Annotated in this window: 21 protein-coding genes, 1 pseudogene and 1 riboswitch; of the genes and pseudogenes, 8 read left to right on the plus strand and 14 right to left on the minus strand. The window is 35.1% G+C overall.

Translation table 11 applies throughout. The annotated features are described in order from the left end of the window. Positions 1-70 precede the first annotated feature (70 nt). Positions 71-283 carry a DUF1540 domain-containing protein gene (locus ACODS7_RS17955; protein ID WP_088115235.1) on the plus strand — a complete coding sequence of 71 codons (213 nt, stop codon included), beginning with the start codon at positions 71-73 and terminating at the stop codon, positions 281-283. Positions 284-316: 33 nt separating this feature from the next. On the opposite strand, the gene ACODS7_RS17960 is transcribed toward ACODS7_RS17955, so the two are convergent. The 3 genes from ACODS7_RS17960 to ACODS7_RS17970 form a co-directional block, all read right to left on the minus strand. Further along, a complete protein-coding gene (locus tag ACODS7_RS17960; protein ID WP_088115236.1) occupies positions 317-568 on the minus strand; it encodes a hypothetical protein in 252 nt (83 codons plus the stop codon). 103 nt (positions 569-671) lie between these two features. Then, entirely contained in the window at positions 672-1,433 is a 762-nt protein-coding gene (locus tag ACODS7_RS17965) for a L,D-transpeptidase (RefSeq protein ID WP_000831960.1), read from the minus strand. A 66-nt stretch (positions 1,434-1,499) separates the two neighbouring features. Continuing rightward, complete coding sequence (locus ACODS7_RS17970) at positions 1,500-2,366, minus strand: SDR family oxidoreductase (protein ID WP_050842613.1); 867 nt, start codon at positions 2,364-2,366, stop codon at positions 1,500-1,502. A gap of 201 nt (positions 2,367-2,567) precedes the next feature. Between ACODS7_RS17970 and ACODS7_RS17975 the strand changes: the two genes are divergently transcribed. The 4 genes from ACODS7_RS17975 to ACODS7_RS17990 all read left to right on the plus strand — a co-directional run bounded on the left by ACODS7_RS17975 (position 2,568) and on the right by ACODS7_RS17990 (position 7,727). Beyond that, positions 2,568-3,869, plus strand: a complete 1,302-nt coding sequence (locus ACODS7_RS17975; RefSeq protein WP_000482716.1) for an NCS2 family permease — start codon at positions 2,568-2,570, stop codon at positions 3,867-3,869. Positions 3,870-3,957: 88 nt separating this feature from the next. Further along, positions 3,958-4,063, plus strand: a riboswitch (SAM riboswitch). An 88-nt stretch (positions 4,064-4,151) separates the two neighbouring features. Beyond that, positions 4,152-5,264, plus strand: a complete 1,113-nt coding sequence (locus ACODS7_RS17980; RefSeq protein ID WP_029441665.1) for a sugar ABC transporter substrate-binding protein — start codon at positions 4,152-4,154, stop codon at positions 5,262-5,264. Next, the gene (locus tag ACODS7_RS17985; protein ID WP_029441664.1) at positions 5,261-6,748 is read left to right on the plus strand and encodes a sugar ABC transporter ATP-binding protein; all 1,488 of its coding nucleotides are present in this window, start codon (positions 5,261-5,263) and stop codon (positions 6,746-6,748) included. Before ACODS7_RS17980 ends, ACODS7_RS17985 begins: the two co-directional genes overlap by 4 nt. Further along, a complete protein-coding gene (locus ACODS7_RS17990; RefSeq protein ID WP_001054980.1) occupies positions 6,732-7,727 on the plus strand; it encodes an ABC transporter permease in 996 nt (331 codons plus the stop codon). Before ACODS7_RS17985 ends, ACODS7_RS17990 begins: the two co-directional genes overlap by 17 nt. 105 nt (positions 7,728-7,832) lie before the next feature. On the opposite strand, the gene ACODS7_RS17995 is transcribed toward ACODS7_RS17990, so the two are convergent. The 6 genes and pseudogenes from ACODS7_RS17995 to ACODS7_RS18020 form a co-directional block, all read right to left on the minus strand. Continuing rightward, complete coding sequence (locus ACODS7_RS17995; protein WP_243168722.1) at positions 7,833-8,036, minus strand: hypothetical protein; 204 nt, start codon at positions 8,034-8,036, stop codon at positions 7,833-7,835. 32 nt (positions 8,037-8,068) lie between these two features. Continuing rightward, on the minus strand, positions 8,069-8,719 hold the full coding sequence (locus ACODS7_RS18000; protein WP_043936755.1) for an ABC transporter ATP-binding protein: 651 nt from the start codon (positions 8,717-8,719) through the stop codon (positions 8,069-8,071). Beyond that, positions 8,720-9,952 carry an ABC transporter permease gene (locus ACODS7_RS18005; protein WP_088115706.1) on the minus strand — a complete coding sequence of 411 codons (1,233 nt, stop codon included), beginning with the start codon at positions 9,950-9,952 and terminating at the stop codon, positions 8,720-8,722. 9 nt (positions 9,953-9,961) lie between these two features. Next, positions 9,962-11,035 carry an ABC transporter permease gene (locus tag ACODS7_RS18010; RefSeq protein ID WP_243168721.1) on the minus strand — a complete coding sequence of 358 codons (1,074 nt, stop codon included), beginning with the start codon at positions 11,033-11,035 and terminating at the stop codon, positions 9,962-9,964. An 87-nt stretch (positions 11,036-11,122) separates the two neighbouring features. Next, positions 11,123-11,518, minus strand: coding sequence for a hypothetical protein (locus ACODS7_RS18015; protein ID WP_000676983.1), 396 nt, complete (start codon positions 11,516-11,518; stop codon positions 11,123-11,125). A 196-nt stretch (positions 11,519-11,714) separates the two neighbouring features. Beyond that, a pseudogene (locus tag ACODS7_RS18020) lies at positions 11,715-12,527 on the minus strand (patatin-like phospholipase family protein); the annotation flags it as partial. A gap of 346 nt (positions 12,528-12,873) precedes the next feature. On the opposite strand from ACODS7_RS18020, the gene ACODS7_RS18025 reads away from it, so the two are divergent. Beyond that, positions 12,874-13,701 (plus strand): helix-turn-helix domain-containing protein, encoded by an 828-nt coding sequence (locus ACODS7_RS18025; protein WP_243168719.1) that lies wholly within the window; start codon positions 12,874-12,876, stop codon positions 13,699-13,701. A gap of 32 nt (positions 13,702-13,733) precedes the next feature. On the opposite strand, the gene ACODS7_RS18030 is transcribed toward ACODS7_RS18025, so the two are convergent. The 4 genes from ACODS7_RS18030 to ACODS7_RS18045 are packed head-to-tail and all read right to left on the minus strand — an operon-like array spanning position 13,734 to position 15,978. Beyond that, positions 13,734-14,342: a replication-relaxation family protein gene (locus ACODS7_RS18030; protein WP_243168718.1), complete on the minus strand. Its 609-nt coding sequence runs from the start codon at positions 14,340-14,342 to the stop codon at positions 13,734-13,736. Next, the gene (locus ACODS7_RS18035; protein ID WP_243168717.1) at positions 14,332-15,498 is read right to left on the minus strand and encodes an FtsK/SpoIIIE domain-containing protein; all 1,167 of its coding nucleotides are present in this window, start codon (positions 15,496-15,498) and stop codon (positions 14,332-14,334) included. The genes ACODS7_RS18030 and ACODS7_RS18035 overlap by 11 nt, the downstream gene beginning before the upstream one ends. Before the next feature lie 10 nt (positions 15,499-15,508). Next, entirely contained in the window at positions 15,509-15,829 is a 321-nt protein-coding gene (locus ACODS7_RS18040; RefSeq protein ID WP_243168715.1) for a hypothetical protein, read from the minus strand. Positions 15,830-15,846: 17 nt separating this feature from the next. Beyond that, positions 15,847-15,978: a hypothetical protein gene (locus tag ACODS7_RS18045; protein ID WP_144518895.1), complete on the minus strand. Its 132-nt coding sequence runs from the start codon at positions 15,976-15,978 to the stop codon at positions 15,847-15,849. A 308-nt stretch (positions 15,979-16,286) separates the two neighbouring features. Here ACODS7_RS18045 and ACODS7_RS18050 point away from each other — a divergent pair, with 308 nt between their 5' ends. Next, positions 16,287-16,520, plus strand: a complete 234-nt coding sequence (locus tag ACODS7_RS18050; RefSeq protein WP_242316636.1) for a helix-turn-helix domain-containing protein — start codon at positions 16,287-16,289, stop codon at positions 16,518-16,520. A gap of 361 nt (positions 16,521-16,881) precedes the next feature. Beyond that, positions 16,882-17,232 (plus strand): YxeA family protein, encoded by a 351-nt coding sequence (locus ACODS7_RS18055; protein WP_243168714.1) that lies wholly within the window; start codon positions 16,882-16,884, stop codon positions 17,230-17,232. 197 nt (positions 17,233-17,429) lie between these two features. Here ACODS7_RS18055 and ACODS7_RS18060 read toward each other — a convergent pair. Beyond that, the coding region (locus tag ACODS7_RS18060; RefSeq protein ID WP_488827224.1) for an SH3 domain-containing protein at positions 17,430-18,079 on the minus strand (650 nt) is incomplete at its 5' end.

Genomic DNA, 18,079 nt, shown 5'->3' on the forward strand with positions numbered 1-18,079 from the left:
AGAAAAGGAAACTCCTTCTACACATGAAATGGGCGTAAAATCCCACACTAATGTATAAGGAGGGGGTTTTATGCCAGAAGTAAGATGTTCTGTTTCCAACTGTTCTTTTTGGGGACAAGGTAACTTTTGTCAAGCAAGTGCGATTGTCGTTCAGCCTGATGCAGATGAAACTGGTCAAACTGAAAATGATTCATATACAGCTGCTTTAACAAATGAGACGCTAGAAAGTTCTGTAGCAACGAGTATAGAGACTTGTTGTCATACATTTAAGCCTAAATATTAAACATAAAAAGCATACGATTCATCGTATGCTTTTTTATATTCCCCTCCAAAAATCATGCATAATAAAAAAGTACAAAATAACGAGAACTACCGTTCCGCATAAGGTAATGCGCCGATATATACTCTTCTCTCCTTCCCTCGCTTTCACAAACGCCCAAATAAATCCAAAGAACAATATTAGATCAACATATGGAACATAAAAAGAAAAGACGAGAAACGCATATAAATACAAGATAAATAAACAGGTCGTTACTAAGAAAACTTTAAACGCAAATTCACTTTTCATAATATAACCGCCCCCTATCTGTACTGTATTATATTCAGCAAAATACAATAGTTGCAGTTAAACTCCAAGTATAAATAAGCTACCGTCTATAATACGGTAGCCATTACGGAACATTGTATTTCCGTTTATATATATTACTTAAAATCGAAGAAGGAATTTGCTCGTAACGAATTTTCTCTCCTGTTTCATCTATAATATACGAATTGTTTCCTATATAATATATTCCATCTTTTCGTTTTGAGTACACCGGATATCTTTCATTTGGCAATACCGTTTTCACTTTCGTTAACTGTCCATTTGGTTCTTGCCAATATATATCCGCGCGGTCTACTAACGTAAGTATTCCAATTTGTTCTTTTTCTATTTTTCGACCATTCCAGCTCACAACGCGATAACCAAGCTTATTCGCTTCATATTCGGGGCTCGTATGAAAACGAGAAATGATTACTTTTGTTTGTAATTGTACTCGGTCATATAACCATTGTATATCCCTGTCATGCATGCGAATACAGCCATTTGATTCCCTACTTCCAATCGTCCATTCCCGGTTTGTCCCATGAATCGCATATTCATTCTTATCTAGCCCAAGCCATCTCGTACCAAGAGGGTTATTCGGTGCACCCCCAGCTATTTTTTTTCGATGGTATTCTTTATTTTTAAATTTCGTTATAATACAAAAATTACCTTCAGGCGTAGGTGTACGATCTCTTCCAGTCGTTACTGGAAATGTTTTTGTGTAATTTCCATTCTCAAAAAAAGACAACTGGTTTGTCGTAAGATTAACTAGTATTAAATGATCTGTATCAGCAAAAGCACTAACCGGTAGGAAGAAAAATAATAGTAAGACGAAACATACCCTTTTCACCTATATCCCCCCTAGCGCTCACCATAATAATTGTAATTAGCTTTACTTTGCTCTTATAAATGAAAACTATCCATTTACAATAACGCCCCCATTTACATGTATCATTTGTCCAGTAACATAAGAAGAATCATCAGACGCTAAATATACGTATGCCGGCGCTAACTCATATGGTTGACCAGGCCTTTGCATCGGGACATTGCTCCCAAACTGAGAGACTTTCTTCTCATCAAAGCTCGATGGAATAAGCGGTGTCCAAATCGGTCCTGGTGCAACACCATTTACACGAATCCCTTTTTGCACTAACGATTGAGAAAGTGATCTTGTAAAAGCTACGATTGCTCCTTTCGTTGCGGAATAATCAATTAACGTTTCATTCCCTTCATATGCAACGATAGATGCCGTATTTATAATGACATCTCCTTTCTTCAAATGAGAAAGTGCTGCTTTCGTAACGTGAAAATAAGAAAAAATATTAATACGAAATGTTTTTTCTAACTGTTCTGCTGTAATATACTCTAGTCCTTGCTGCGGATATTGCTGTGCAACGTTATTTACTAAAATATTTAAACTACCTAACTGCCGAGCGGTCTCTTCCACAATATCTTTACAATGCTGTTCATTACTCAAATCCCCTGGCAACAATACACACTTTACACCTTCTTTTTCAACACGTTGTTTCGTCTCATTTGCATCTTCTTCCTCATCTAAATAAGCAATCGCAACATTTGCTCCCTCTTTTGCAAAAGCGATGGAAACTGCTCGTCCAATTCCGCTATCTCCTCCCGTAATTAACACATTCTTTCCTTTTAACTTTTCACTTCCTTTATAATTTGGATCTTCAAACTGCGGAAGGGGGCTCATTAATGATTCAATCCCCGGCTGCTTATTTTGATGTTGCGCAGGCATTGTTATAAAGTTTTTTTGCTGTGGCATAGCTTCTTTCAACTCCTTTTCCTTATAATGTGCATAATAAAAACTGAAATTCACACATCAAGTTACGATTAATATTCGAATTTAAGACACAAAATATGAATTGTTATAAACTTTTTATGCAAAACTATTGCAAAATAGTTAAAAAACGAATATTATATATAACTGTTGTGAAAATTATTCGTAAACAGAAAGGATGTTTATATGTTTAACCTTTCAAAACATAAAACTTCTATTAAAACTGAAATTATGGCAGGTATTATTACCTTCTTAACAATGGCATATATCATTGTCGTAAACCCTGTTATCCTTGGGGATGCAGGTGTTCCATTTGAACAAGCATTTACAGCAACAATTATTGCTGCTGTTGTCGGAACATTATTTATGGCAATCTTTACAAACTTACCAATCGCAATCGCGCCAGGTATGGGATTAAATGCTTACTTCTCTTACTCTGTTGTAAAAGCGCATGAAGGCATGACTTTCGCAATTGCATTCTCTGCTGTATTCGTAGCAGGTATGATTTTAATTTTGCTATCATTTACATCTTTCCGTACAAAATTAATGGAAGCAATTCCTGAAAACTTAAAACATGCAATTACTGCTGGTATCGGTCTTTTCATCGCCTTTATCGGTTTACGTTTAACAGGTATCGTTACAAAAAATGATGCAAACTTAGTTGGACTTGGTGATCTTCACTCTGCTCCAGTTCTACTAGCATTGGCTGGGCTTGGAATTACTATTGTTCTTATGTCTTTAAATGTAAATGGCGCACTATTTATCGGTATGCTATTAACTGGTATTATCGCTTTCTTCACAGGACAATTAACATTCTCAAACGGTGTTACATCAATGCCTGGATTACCAGAAGGAATTATTGTTTCAAATCCAATTACTGCTGTATCTGACGTAATTAACTACGGATTATACGGCGTTGTATTCTCATTCTTCCTTGTTACATTATTTGATACAACAGGTACATTACTTGGGGTAGCTCAACAAGGTGGATTTATGAAAGACGGAAAACTTCCAAAAGCTGGACGAGCTCTTCTATCTGACTCATTCTCAGCAACAATCGGTTCTATGTTCGGAACAACACCATCAACAGCTTACATTGAATCATCTGCTGGTGTTGCAGCTGGTGGTCGTACTGGTTTAACAACTGTTACAGTAGCTGTTCTATTCGCACTAGCAGCATTCTTCGGACCATTAGTAAGTGCCGTTTCTGGTGTATCAGCTATTACTGCACCATCATTAATTATTGTTGGTAGTCTTATGATGGGTTCAGTTCGCCACATCGATTGGGACTCATTTGATGAAGCATTCCCAGCATTTTTAGTAATCTTAAGCATGCCACTTACATCAAGTATCGCAACAGGTATCGCACTTGGATTTATTTCATACCCACTTATGAAAGTGGCAAAAGGTAAATTCCGTGCTGTTCACCCACTTGTGTATGTATTTGGAATTTTGTTTGCTTATCAATTGATATTCTTACCACATTAAAATCCCTCTTCCTGAGGGATTTTTTTATAAATACTGTTTGACAACACCATTCGTTTGTGGAATAATTCAAAATAGTTAAATATTCGATGTCTTATCAAGAGCAGGTGGAGGGATGAGCCCTACGAAGCCCGGCAACCGACCCATTTATGGGCACGGTGCTAATTCTTACAACACATTGTGTTGAAAGATAAGAGTAATATGATAAGGCGTCTTTTCTATATGAAAAGGCGTTTTTTATTTTCACTCCCTCCTCTCTCTTTTTAGTTTAGGAGGGATTTTTTTATGAAAAAATTATGTTCCATCGTACTTATTTTTCTCTTATTTACATTAGCATCTTGTACAAATGAACAAGATGCTATCTCTTCACAAAAGCAACAAACTGTGAGAAAGGCGACTACAACGGTAGAAAATCAATTACAAACAGAAATTCCAAGCCAAATGAAGAAGCCATTAAAAATCGCATTAATTATGCAAATGTCCATCGGAACTTTTTCCTCTCAATATATTGAGGGTGTCAAAAAACAAGTTGAGCTATTTGGCGGCAGTGTACAAGTCTACAATTCTGATAACGATTTAGCAAAAATGGCTGCAAATTTAGATACTGCTATTAATTCAAAAGTGGATGGTATTTTAATTGATCATGGCCGTTCTGAAGCACTAAAACCTGGAGTAGAAAAAGCGTTACAGGCGAACATTCCCGTAGTTGCGTTCGATAACGATCTACGCTTGCCAGGTGTGACAATTATTGATCAAGATGACTATAGTCTTGCATGGAAATCATTAAAAACGTTAGCGGAAGATTTGAATGGACAAGGAAATATCGCAGTTGTATGGGTCGGCGGATTTGCTCCAATGGAACGTCGCAATGTTATCATTGATGCTTTTTATAAACGGTATCCAAATATAAAAGAAGTTGCAAGATTCGGTACTGCTAGTAATAACACACCGCTCGATACACAAACACAAGTAGAAGCTTTACTAAAGAAATATCCGAAAAAAGACGATTTACAAGCTATTTTCGCTTCGTGGGATGAGTTTGCTAAAGGGGCTGTTAAAGCACTTGAACAAGCTGGTCGTACAGATATAAAAGTATATGGCATTGACTTAAGCAATGAAGATTTACAACTCATGCAAAAAGAAAACTCACCTTGGACTGCTACAGCTGCAACTGATCCAGCTGAAGTAGGTAAGGTTCAAGTACGATTTTTATACAAAAAAATTGCTGGTGAACAAACGCCAGATATTTATTCACTAGAACCTTATTTAGTAAAGAAAAATAGTTTACCAAAAGAAAATATAACAATGGATCAGTTATCAAAATATATAAACGGTTGGGGAGACTCAAAAGATGCATATTCCCCTTGGATGAAAAAATTAGAGAAGGAGAAAAAATGATGACGTTCTCTCTTCAAAACATTACACATTCTTATCATGTCGCTACACCTGTTCTAGAAGATGTTTCTATTCATATTCAAAAAGGAAAAGTACACGCTTTACTAGGCATGAACGGTGCGGGAAAAAGTACTTTACTAAAAATAGCAACTGGTGAAATTCAACCAGTTGTTGGCGATATAAAAATTGATACTCAGTCTGTTTCCTTTACTTCCCCGCGCGATGCAAAAAAGCATGGCATTTCTTTCGTAACACAAGAAGTAGATCACGGACTTATTCCCGGATTATCTGTATTAGAAAATGTACTAATCGATCATTTAGCAATGCAAAATAAAGTACTATTTTCAAAGTCCAAATTAGTCGCACTTGCTAAACAACATTTGCAAACTGTACAGGTAAATTTAAATGTTTCGGAAGATGTTTCAAACTGTTCATTACATGAAAAACAATTACTTCTTATCGCAAGAGCTTTATCTAACAATACAAATTACCTTTTATTAGATGAACCTACTTCTTCTCTTGGACCAAAAGAAGTTGAAACCTTTGGGAAACTATTAAAAGATTTAACATCAAAAGGAATTGGCATCCTTTTAGTTTCTCATCGTTTATCAGAGATTCGAAATTTCGCGGATGATGTAACTGTATTACATAATGGTCAAGTTGCCCTTTCTGAAACCATTACAACAATTACAGCTCAACAAATTGTGGAAGCAATGACTGGAAAACAACTTACACTTCCTATTAATACAGCACCAAAAACCGGGAGCGAGGAACTATTTAAAGTACAAGAGCTTCTATTACACGAAGGTCATTCTCCCCTTTCTCTTACAATACGAAAAGGAGAAACTGTTGTGATATACGGATTAATTGGAAGTGGAAAAACAACACTTGCTGAAACGTTATTTGGTGCTCGTCATACTTATCACGCAGAAATAGACGGTCAAAAACTAACGATTAAAACACCACGAGATGCGATTAAAGCGAAAATCGCACTTGTACCAGAAGAAAGAAGAAAACAAGGCGTATTTCTTTCGGAAGATATTATAAGTCACACAAATTTACATCAATCAGGTTGGAAACGAAAACAAACCGAATTAAATGATGCTACTACAGCAATTTCTTCTTTCGGTATTTCACCAAATGACCCAAAGGCACTTATTCATTCACTTAGCGGTGGAAACCAACAAAAAGTCTCAATTGCAAAGTGGAGTGGATTCAAACCTAATCTATTTCTTTTAGACGAGCCAACTAAAGGTGTAGACATCGCTGCGAAACAAGACATTTTTCAATTCATTCGCAACATTACAGAAAACGGAAGTTCCGTAATTTATTTCACAGGAGAACAAGATGAAGCGTTGCATATCGCTGATCGCATTCTTATACTGGCAAACGGAGAATTTGTAGGTGAATACTTACCAAGCGAACTATCTCCTGAACAGCTTTTACATTTATCTGAAGGGAGCTATTCCATTGAATCTCGTTCATAAAACGAAAACTAAGAAACTATATTTACCTACTCATCTTTTTTATCAATTTAGTACAATTGCTATTATTATAGGTGTTACAATTTTTTTCTCTATCGTCAATGATTCTTTTTTAACATATAACAATATTAGTGATATTTTACGTTCTATTTCCATCGTAACGTTACTTGCAATCGGCGTTACCTTTACATTGATTGTAGATGGGTTTGATTTATCAGTCGGCTCTACCGCTAGTTTAGCAACAATTGCAGCTGCTTCTTGTCTCGTTTTATATCGACAAGAACTATTAGTTACACTCCTTGTTCCTATTCTTTGCGGATTATTAGTTGGATTATTAAATGCACTACTCGTTATCCGAATTAAACTACCCGATTTACTAGCTACATTAAGTATCATGTATATCGTTAATGGACTACACTTAACATTTTCAAAAGGATCCTCAATTTATGAAGGAATGTCCGGTGCAACAGGACATTTTATTCCATCCTTTTTATTTATCGGTCAAGGTTCCGTCTTAGGAATTCCAGTCCCTGTCATTATCATGCTTACTGTCGTTTTAATTGCACATCTATTTTTAGAAAAAACAACGTACGGTCGTTTCTTTTATATGACTGGTGGGAATCGAGAAGCTGCTAGATTAGCCGGTATTCCTACTGATCGTTACCGTGTATATGCTTATATGATTAGTGGTTTACTAGCTTCTATTGGCGGCATTATTCTATGCAGCCGCGTTGGAACAGGACAAGTTTCAGCTGGTGCTCCATTATTAATGGATGCAGTCGCAGCTGCCTATATCGGTTACGCAATGTTCGGTGCCAAGAAACCAAATATAGTCGGAACATTCCTCGGATCGGTATTAATCGGAATTATACTAAATGGCCTCACAATGATGAACGTTCCTTATTATGCACAAGATATCATTAAAGGCAGTATTTTAATTACAGCTTTAGCCTTTTCATTTATTAAAAAGAAGCGTAAATAAAAAATAGAGCATCGAAATTCGATGCTCTATTTTCCCTTTGCAACAATCACACGAAAGCCTCCACGATTACTAAACTATGAAAAAGATAACAGCAGTTAAAAAGTATTAATATTTCTCATTCATCTGTAATTCTTTACTATACTTTTGAATGGAAACTGACGAAACAACCATTACCATTCCTACACTAAATCCAATAAGCTGATCCAATAGCATCTCATCATGTATGAGCCAGCGAAGTAGAAATCCCCCTCCAAAAATAAGCATTGCAGTAAATCCGGTATGCCTAAGTCCTTTATATACATTTTCCATATGTATCACCTCTTCACATAAAATTATCCATATTATACCATACAACCATCAAGTAACCGTATCGTCCTCTGACAATATGCAGCTACCTTTTGATCATGTGTAACAACTAGCACCGTTTTTCCTTGTTTATTAATCTCTTTTAAAATGCTCATAATTTTCTTCCCGTTTTCTTGATCGAGAGCACCAGTCGGTTCATCAGCAAGTATAATTTTTGTATCTTGTGCTAAAGCCCTTGCTATTGCTGTTCTTTGCTGTTCTCCTCCTGATAACTCGTAAGGATATTTGTTAATATGCCTTTCCAGTCCTACCATTTCCAGCATTTCTTTTGATATTTGTATACGTTTCTTATGAGAAATTTTTCTATATACAAGCGGAAGCATTACATTTTCAACAACTGTATAATCATCTAATAGCGAAAAGTTCTGAAATACAAATCCAACTTCCGTGTTTCTATACTTATGATAGTTTGACTTGAATGTACTCGTATCCATTCCATCTAAAAAATACATTCCAGTAGAGGGGCTCTCAATTAAGCCAATAATGTTAAGCAAGGTTGATTTCCCAGAACCAGATGGTCCCATAATGGCTATCATTTCGCCTTTTTCTATTGTAAGATTAATATCTTTTAAAGCACTAAAATTGCTCTTTCCGTATCCCTTAGCCACATTTGCGAGCTGAATCATCTATAACACCTCTTTCATATATGTATTTTTTATTTTTAGTACATTTAAATAAATGATTGCATATATAACGAGGATCATTACAAGTGATAAAGCACCTATAACAACCAATGATTCTATAGAGACTTTTAACGTTCCAAAAAAAGATACGGTACTATTTTCTAGCTCTTTTTGAATTTCAATCGCTCCGCTATTCTCCCATTGAAAATACGTAATTCCTATACATATCGATAAAATGAATAACAACATATACTCAATAATAAATGGAAGACATATTTGAAAAGTGCTTGCACCTAACGCTGATTTAATAGAAATATTTTTACGCTCTATATAAAGTGTTGCCATTGATGTCAATACAATAGATAGAAATGAAAAAAATAAGACTGTACCGCTTAATAATAAGGGGTATGACATATTATCAATACCTTGTTTTTCATTTTCTAACAATTTATTCGGATTTGTAACATAATACGAATACCCCTTACCTTCCGTTACCTTTAATACTTTCTTTTGAAATTCATTTATATTTATCTTCTCCTTTGTTTCTATAATTAACCCATTGTATAAAAGTTCTACACTATAGAACTCTATTTCTTCTGTTCCAATTGGTAAAATCGCCATGTCATCTAATAATGTAATACGATTATCCGATATTTCACCGCTCCGAGGATATGTAAATGGTGAATTTTTTTCTAAAAAGCCAATTACTTTTAGCTTCATTTTTCCAGATCGTATAACATCACCAATAGATACCTTTTCTATATAATTAGCCCCTAATATAACAGGTCTAATATCAAATGCTGATTTATGAAATTCCGATTCCTCAAAATATCTTCCTTGTGAAATTCGTATATGAAAGTACTTATTAATATCTTTATCAACAATAAGAGTCTTTATCGTTCCATTTTCTTTTTTTAAACTAAGTGAATAGTTACGGAACAAATAATTTGTTTTATTTGTTATTGGTATCGTATTAGATAACCCTTGCATGAAATCTTGATAATCATTTTTCGCTTTTTCTTCGCTAAACAATGTTATATCTTGCGTCGCATAAAGTTCATAGAAATTTTTATGAGTTGATAAATTATTTGCTAACGTCATCATTTTTCGATATCCCGAAAGATTACTAACAAATTCTATTGCTGAAGAAAATGCAATAATTAAAGAAATTACTATAATCAAACTTGGTAACAACCGTTTTTTCACAGACCGTATAGAATCAAATATAAAAAACATGAAGACCTCCTACGTTCTTAAATGTTTTCCAGGATATATATTTATAATGTGCTTGATTGGAATTACAGTAACAAACATTGTAAGAAAAATTATAAAAACAATATTACATACCAATACATATGGTGTTAACGGTTTTAATAAGTATGTCTGAAAATACGTATGAATTATTCCAGAAAACATTTCTAACACCAGAAAAACCAACAACATCGCCACTAGAGAAATAAACAAAATTTGAACATATAGTTCACAGTAAATAGATCTATTAGAAGCACCTACTGCTTTTTTTAATGAAATCTCTCTTTCTTTTTTATAAATCCAAAATAAAACCGCAGAAATGCCAGAAACAATTGCAACAAGAATGAATTTATAATAATACTTATTTGCTGGATCTATATGTGTCACATGTAGTTCCTGAAGATCTCGTTCATTCAGTATTTGAACATCTCCCGAAAGTACATCTTTACTCCTCCCCATAAACTTTTTTATTTCGTTATGAATAGATGATGTAGGATTAACAACTGTTAATTGTAATTGTTTACTCGCGATAATACCTTTTTTAGATATAGTAGGTAAGTTTTGAAGTGGAACGTATATGCCTGCTACACCGACGTCACTGTCTTTTCTCGATATAGTTCCTATTTTTTTATATGTATCATCAAATTCATATAACTCCTCTACATTCGTTTGATCGCCAACAACCATATCGTTTACATTTTCACGATGAAAATATTGTCCTTCAGAAATATATGGCTTCCAATAATAATCACCTTTTAAGTTCACAGCTATGATCTTTGTTGCCCCTGAACTATTTAATGCTTTTAAATTCTCTACGTAAATATCACTTTTAACAAAAGTATCTTGTATGAAAGGAATTATCTCTTCCAATTCAGTTGCATTCGCTATCGGAACAGTTAAAATTTGATTCTTCTCTGGAAAACCTATTTGAAAAGCAGATATAAAGTTTCGTTTAGACTCTGTTAAAAGTGCGGATATTGATATAGAAAGAAAAGAAATAAAAAATGCCATAAGAAGAATGACTGAAAACAGTTTGTTGTTTTTTATATTTTTAAAAGCTAAATACATGTCTCTACTCCTTTTAAATAAGAAGGAGATGATGAACATCCCCTTCTCCTTATCCAAATATTTATAAAGACAACTGTTTAATGCTTTTTACCACTGTAATCGTAAGTTACCATTACTATCAAAAGTACCTTTGTGTGTATCTTCTTGATAGTCATTATTTTCATTAGCATAATGCTCAGAGTATAGTCCTTTTGCACCAAAGGCGTTATATGCACCATTACTCACAGTTGCGTTTAATGCTCTTCCAGATTCATGGGATCCTAATTTATCTGAAGCGCTTTCAATATATGAATTATTTCCATTTGATTTAATAAAAGAAATTGCTACTGAACAACGAGATGCATTTTGATTCGTAGTAGTTTGAGCTCTGTAAGATAGTAGGTTACCGCTTTTGTGACCGCTTAGAGTTGGATAAAATGCACTTGTTGAGATTGATGTTGCTAATAATACTAAAGTCGTAATTGAAAAAACTTTTCCTTTCATTAACAATCACCTCATAAATTTAATAGTTTAGTAGCGCTACATCGTCATAATACCTCTCAAGTAAATTCTCCTCAATACGACGCCCCAATGTTTTACAAACTCTTTAAACACTTAAACATTCATACATTTTTTAAAAGTAACATAAGCAAGTAATACAAAAAAGACTGCAGAGAACTCCATCTCCACAGCCTAATTATTATTTTTGTAAGAACGCCTGTAAATCTGCAAATTGTCTCTTTGCATCTTCATAGCCTTGCTCGTATAAACTTTGTAGTTTTGCTGTATCTTTTTCCATACGATCTACTTGAAGCGGCACTTCTGGGCGAATAACAAATAAATTACCAGCTTGCTCTTCTTTTTCAATATAGTGAAGTGTTTCATTATACACTTCATAACGATTCAACATCGTGTTAACAAGATTCGGATATTTTTTATAAGCTTTTCCTGCAATCCATCCGAATTTTGATTTTTTCTTCGCGTAACCATGATTTCTCGTTAAAATAACGACTGATTTTTTAAATCCATCTTCCTGTGCTTTACGAACTGGAATTGGATCAGAAATCCCGCCATCTAATAACTGCTTACCACGATAATTTACTACTGGTGCAATGAAAGGCAATGAACTAGACGCTTGTAATAAATTTAGTGCATCATCATTCGTTCCTTCTTTCTCAAAATAAACTGATTGTCCTGTTTCACAATCCGTCGTTCCTACAAGGAAACGTTCTGGGCTATTAAAATATGTTTCAAAATCAAACGGAACATGCTTTTCTGGAATTTCATGAAAAATGAAATCCATATCAAATAGCTGACGTTTTCTCCATAAGTTTTTATACGACAAATATTTCGGATGTGATGCATAATCAATATTGACCGTTTTATTTCTATTTTTTTGTCTGGAAAGATACGACGCTGCATGACAAGCACCAGCTGACACACCGATTACATATGGAAAATATAAATCTTGTTCCATAAAGTATTCTAATATCCCACCCGTATATACACCACGCTTCTATCAATTATAAAAACAAACTAATGAATTCAAACAAAAAACGTTGATATATAAGCGTTTTATACTACCTTTAAAAAGTGTAATAAACGCATTATTTTACTTATTTGTGACCAAATCCGTTACCGAAAAAACTCAAATTAAACTAACAAAAAAATAAAAGAGCACAGCGTGTTAATAGGGTGGTGGAACACCTTATTAACCGTCCGCCTAACGAGCCTAGGCAAACACCTGCTGTAACTCTTTATGTACCTCATTTTATCGTACATAAGGGTCTCCTAGCAACAGTTTGCTTACATTTTGTGGCATTCTGTTGCTTTTTTATTTCAGGAGGAGACGAGCCCTTATGAAAAAGAAACAAGCCATTACCATTCTTGCTAGTATAGAAACATATGAAAACTTAGTATCTTTTCAAACTATCGGGGAACTAAATGACACTGTACGTGCATATAAGGAACAATTTGCTGATCAGCTGAATAAAAATCAATTGGCTGTACTCAATCACTTACACAACCATTCTTGTAAATATTTCGGTGTATCTTTTAAATCCAAAAAGAAGATTGCGGAAGACCTAAACATTAGCCGTAGATCGGTTATTCGTGCATGCCAATACTTAGAATCCCTTGGTATTATTAAGCAACTTGAAACGAAACGTAAGAGCGACAAGAGACAAACAAGTAACGTGATTATCATTCAGCCAATCATTACGAAAGACCAAATTGTCACACCTAAACCAGCTAAAAATGCTGAAATTTGTCACACCCCAAAAACAACTACTAAAACCTTAAAACAAAAGATTAAAGATATAAATAAACGTAATGGTAATGATAAAAATACTGTACCTAAAGAAAACATTACATGCGCTGAATTTGTGGCCCATTGGGTGCCAGAACGTTTTGCTTCTCTAGCCTCTGCTTATTATTCGAAAGCGAGAACCATTCAAGAATTTTGGAAAGTGGTAAAACAATGCAATCGTGTGGTCAATCATACAACAGGGGAAACTGCTTTTGATAAGGAGCAAGAATTACATATTAGTGTACAGGCTATGAAAGAATTTGCGATGAAGATAAAAAATGGGGTCCGCATGAAAAAAGGAAAGTTCGCCTATTTCAATGGTATCGTGAATCATTTGATGGACAAGTACTACTTTGACCCCGAGTTTAGTATGGCTTAATTTTCTCATTTATATACATTGACTTATTTTTCTTATGCCTTCACAACCATTTGATTCATGAAATCATGGATCGACTTTGTTTGGAATATGCGAAAATTGGGAGAGTAGATGTCATATTGTGTATCCGTAACGATGAGTAGTGAGGGGAAGTATTTGGATTTCTTCGGTTGCCATGGTTCTTGCTGCCATTCCAAACTATGAAAGTAGAATTCGTAACGATTTACTTTCTCTTGCATGACTTTCTTGCTGTAGACTGAATTCTGTACTTCTATGAAAAACGGGGATTGTCGCCATATAGTAAATATATCAGGTTCCATATACGCTTTACCGTATTTCGGCTCAACTTTAAACAATTTTGGTTTCTCATACTGGAGAAGTTGCTTATATACATCTACAATGGCAAGGAAATGCGGAATCTTTTGACTCGTTTTTCGAATCGTACTCGGTTGCGGGAAATAGATGTATGGCTGCTGTGACACATTTGCATCCACACTTCCGTCTCTTCTCAACCGTTTCATCACCGTATTACAACAAGTCACAGCTTTCTTGCGTCCTTGAAAATGCAAATCGATAATATCATCACGAGACATGCATCGAAATCGCTGTAAATCCTTTATGATTGCCTTATCTCTATTCTTCATGATTCAACACTCCAAACAAAGGCATTTTTTCTTGTTCTGGACTTGGAAGCTCAACTGTATTTTTCAGTACACGGTACGGTTCAATCATTTGTTTCGCTTTGTTTAAAGCTAAATAAGGCGCTTGCACTTTCTTGAGCCCCTGTAATTTTAGAATCATCTGACCAGATTGCTCTAATTGTTCTGCCCCAGGTGTACCCATGATTTTACTATTAATGCTATCAGCACACCTGAAGCCCATTCTGACTGTCATGTTGAGTTTCAATTTACCATCTAACACTTTTGCATCTGGACGTTGCATCGATAGCATAAGAAAGACACCTAACGCCCGACCAACTGCCGATATTTTTTCTATAATCGTCATACACTCTTTTTCATCTTGTAGCATCGCTACTTCATCAATTGCTAGGAGAATATAGGGTTTCTGTTTATCAGTATTTAATTTGTTGTACTCATCAATGTGATCCACTTCATATTCTTCCATGAGTTTTCTGCGTTCCCTGATTTCATTCCATACCTTTTGAAGCATGATTTTCATTTCGACTTCTTCCATACATACTTCTTTTACATGTTTGACTCGCCGTAAGAAATGAAACTCTGAATTTTTCAAATCGCCTAGGTACAACTGCAAAGTATCGGGCGACATGGTTTGAATCAATGTAGACAAGATAACTCGCACCATACTACTTTTTCCTGAACCTGTTTCTCCCGCAATGAGAAGATGCGGTGTGTTTGCATCCACCATATCGTACACAATCCTATTTCTAAATTGGTCACATCCTACTACAATTGGAAGACGATATTCTTTTACTAACGGCTGCCATTGCTTGTAACTGTAGTTGTATGGTTTTAAACCACCATCAGAATGAAATACATGGAGTACAAACCTTTTAATATTACCTTCAATTGCTACATTCCGCCCTAATATTTGCTGAAAGCAAAACCATTTCTTTTCAAGTATCTTCGGATCCAATCCATTCGGAATGGTAAACACGTATTGTACATACTGGTTCGAAGAAGTAACTGCATGAATTTTAGGGTAAATTAGCACTTTCCCTCCACGCGTTTGATGTTCTATATATAAACCAGCCTTCTGAAATACCTTAATCATTTGATGTTTTAAAGACTTTTTATACATCCATTCTTTTATGATTTCCATGATAAGCCTCCTAGAACATGATTACAATGCGAAGAAATACATAGCCGATGAATCCCACACCCCCAATTCTCACCCCATAATGAATGCCATCAGATAATAATTTAGCTACTAATACATAATCATTTTGCACAAGATATTTTTCTAGCAGAACTGCCCCGATTAAAACTGTTCCCATTACTCCTAACGCAAAATACGTATGTATCATGGGATCGGACATATGAAGAAAAGCCAACGGACTCCCTGCATGATATTTTTGTATTTGTCTCTCTTTCTTTTTGTACGCCCCACTCATAAAATCCCGAAAGGGAATGATTTGTTTTGTGCCCCACATACGCTCATCTCCCTCATTTATTTCTTATCGTATTCCGCACAAGATTCTGAACAATACTTCTTTCCATTCCACCTCCAAAACAACCAATCGGATAACAAACATTTACAATACTCACAAGTTTCTTCTGATGATGACATCTTGCTGTTCATTTCTTTCGCCCCTTATAAACAGAATATAACATTCAAGTAAAATAACGCTTTACGCATCTATTACCATGGTAGCGTTACCTTGATAGGAACCATGGCAGCTACCACGATAGAAACCCAAAACGTACCATGATACCTACCTTGGTAAAATCACCTGCTCCTACCTTGATAGCTACTTTGGTAACTGGAACTTCTCTTACCTTGGTACATCATATTAGGAATGGCTTGTCTAACATTCCAATTTTCTGGCGGTTTATAATTTAGGAAATTAGGACAGACTTTTATTAATCAATAAAAATGGAGTGATTTAATTGAATTGGTTTAACTTAGGAAAACATCGTCGTTCAAAATTATCTCGTTTTTTAGATGACAACCAGATTACTCAACAATTACTTGCCGAAAAAAGTGGGGTAAGTAAATCCACGATTAGCCGTATATGTCAAGGGGATGCATTTGCCCCTACTATGAAAAATGCTCAAAAAATCATAAAAGCCTTAAGAAAATTAACAAACACAGACGTCCATTATGATGACTTCTGGATGTAAACAAAAAATCCGCCTCCAAATAGGAGACGGATTCTTCATTGTGCAATAGATCAGAGAACTTTCACTTCAAACATACAATACATATTTTTTACAGTCAATAAAAAGTTCTATTTTTCAATCATATTGGATATACTGTAAATGACATCTAGAGAATCACCACGTGAAAGCACCTTCAACTGGGGGAGGTGCTTTTATACATCTTTATAACATATATAAATCCTTCTACAAAAGGATGCTACTTTTTATTAAGAAAATTATGAAGGTTGATATTCACACCTTTTACTGTACATATTATTATAACGGAGTAGATACATCATCACAATTACATAATACTTAAGAGAAGGGCGTTGAAATATTAGTTATGAGATTAACCGTTCCATCAATTATATTTTTCATTCTATTTACCGTATTTTTAACGGGTTGTGATTACAATCGAATTTGGAAAGACGAATACTACGTGCAAATATTAGGACAAGGTAAAGAAAAAAATGAAAAATTCAACACAGGTGAACCTTACCGATATTATGAATATGAATTAAAAGGGTTTGATAAAAATGGGACTGAAAAAACCATGCTATTTACGGCTCAAAAACAACTTCGCGAACATGCATTTTTAAGAGTATATCATAACGGAGAAGTAGTAACGGCTTGGGAAGAAGTTAAGCAAAAAGACTTACCGAATAAAGTAAAACAAAAATTAAATGTTACTTAATCATCATAATCAAAAACATTAAGCATATACTAACCATGCCGATACGACTTAATGTCAAAAAGCGCTCCTCTCCAACCAGGAACGCTTTTTTGTATATTTACGTTTCATCGGAAATAGAATGAATTGTCGTATAATTTCTTTCCTTTAGTGAAAAGGAGCGCTCTCTGATCAAGAGTACTCCTTTTTTCTATTCCCAATCATTTCACATACACATAGGCTTCGTTTGATGTCATATAGTATGTGCGCTCTTTACTATTGTGCACCTTAAATTGCGTGAAGCCATTCACACTTACTTTTTCATCGATTATAAATCCTTCGCCACTATCGACTGTACCCGCTACAGCGCTATTCTGCCATGACGGTGAATCATAGAATCGAAGGTTCTCCACTTTGGCCACAACACGTTTCCCTACAACCGGATGTACTGATTCTTGCTTTTCAAACCTGATGTACGCTGGATTATATTTCACCCATTGCTCACCACCAAGGTTTAACCATCCATCTTTCTCTCCCCACACTTGATACGCTTCTGGTTTGTTTAGCTGACGAATAACTGAATAGCTCGTACCTGGCCCTTTTCGTAGGTTTACGTTGTTTCCAAGAATATAAGCAATCCCACCTGTTACTGCTGTTGGTACTTCTTCTGGTTTAGACGGAACAGAAACATTCACACTAGAGTTATTATATGCCTGCTGCACATCACTTCTAAATTGAACTTCTGAAACACCATGGCTACGTAAATAATCAATCGGGTCTTCATGATCCGTACCGCCGAGGTACTTTCGTACATCATTATGCGTCCACAATCCTTTTTCTACGGATAGATGATTATCTTTTAAGATTCTGG

The organism is Bacillus sp. FG16 (assembly GCF_057809515.1).

Excerpts from the sequence above, each read along its gene's own strand:
- ACODS7_RS17955 (WP_088115235.1), top strand. The coding sequence starts at position 71 with ATGCCAGAAGTAAGATGTTCTGTTTCCAACTGTTCTTTTTGGGGACAA.
- ACODS7_RS17960 (WP_088115236.1), bottom strand. The coding sequence starts at position 568 with ATGAAAAGTGAATTTGCGTTTAAAGTTTTCTTAGTAACGACCTGTTTA.
- ACODS7_RS17970 (WP_050842613.1), bottom strand. The coding sequence starts at position 2,366 with ATGCCACAGCAAAAAAACTTTATAACAATGCCTGCGCAACATCAAAAT.
- ACODS7_RS17975 (WP_000482716.1), top strand. The coding sequence starts at position 2,568 with ATGTTTAACCTTTCAAAACATAAAACTTCTATTAAAACTGAAATTATG.
- ACODS7_RS17980 (WP_029441665.1), top strand. The coding sequence starts at position 4,152 with ATGAAAAAATTATGTTCCATCGTACTTATTTTTCTCTTATTTACATTA.
- ACODS7_RS17985 (WP_029441664.1), top strand. The coding sequence starts at position 5,261 with ATGATGACGTTCTCTCTTCAAAACATTACACATTCTTATCATGTCGCT.
- ACODS7_RS17995 (WP_243168722.1), bottom strand. The coding sequence starts at position 8,036 with ATGGAAAATGTATATAAAGGACTTAGGCATACCGGATTTACTGCAATG.
- ACODS7_RS18000 (WP_043936755.1), bottom strand. The coding sequence starts at position 8,719 with ATGATTCAGCTCGCAAATGTGGCTAAGGGATACGGAAAGAGCAATTTT.
- ACODS7_RS18005 (WP_088115706.1), bottom strand. The coding sequence starts at position 9,952 with ATGTTTTTTATATTTGATTCTATACGGTCTGTGAAAAAACGGTTGTTA.
- ACODS7_RS18010 (WP_243168721.1), bottom strand. The coding sequence starts at position 11,035 with ATGTATTTAGCTTTTAAAAATATAAAAAACAACAAACTGTTTTCAGTC.
- ACODS7_RS18015 (WP_000676983.1), bottom strand. The coding sequence starts at position 11,518 with ATGAAAGGAAAAGTTTTTTCAATTACGACTTTAGTATTATTAGCAACA.
- ACODS7_RS18025 (WP_243168719.1), top strand. The coding sequence starts at position 12,874 with ATGAAAAAGAAACAAGCCATTACCATTCTTGCTAGTATAGAAACATAT.
- ACODS7_RS18030 (WP_243168718.1), bottom strand. The coding sequence starts at position 14,342 with ATGAAGAATAGAGATAAGGCAATCATAAAGGATTTACAGCGATTTCGA.
- ACODS7_RS18035 (WP_243168717.1), bottom strand. The coding sequence starts at position 15,498 with ATGGAAATCATAAAAGAATGGATGTATAAAAAGTCTTTAAAACATCAA.
- ACODS7_RS18040 (WP_243168715.1), bottom strand. The coding sequence starts at position 15,829 with ATGTGGGGCACAAAACAAATCATTCCCTTTCGGGATTTTATGAGTGGG.
- ACODS7_RS18045 (WP_144518895.1), bottom strand. The coding sequence starts at position 15,978 with ATGAACAGCAAGATGTCATCATCAGAAGAAACTTGTGAGTATTGTAAA.
- ACODS7_RS18055 (WP_243168714.1), top strand. The coding sequence starts at position 16,882 with ATGAGATTAACCGTTCCATCAATTATATTTTTCATTCTATTTACCGTA.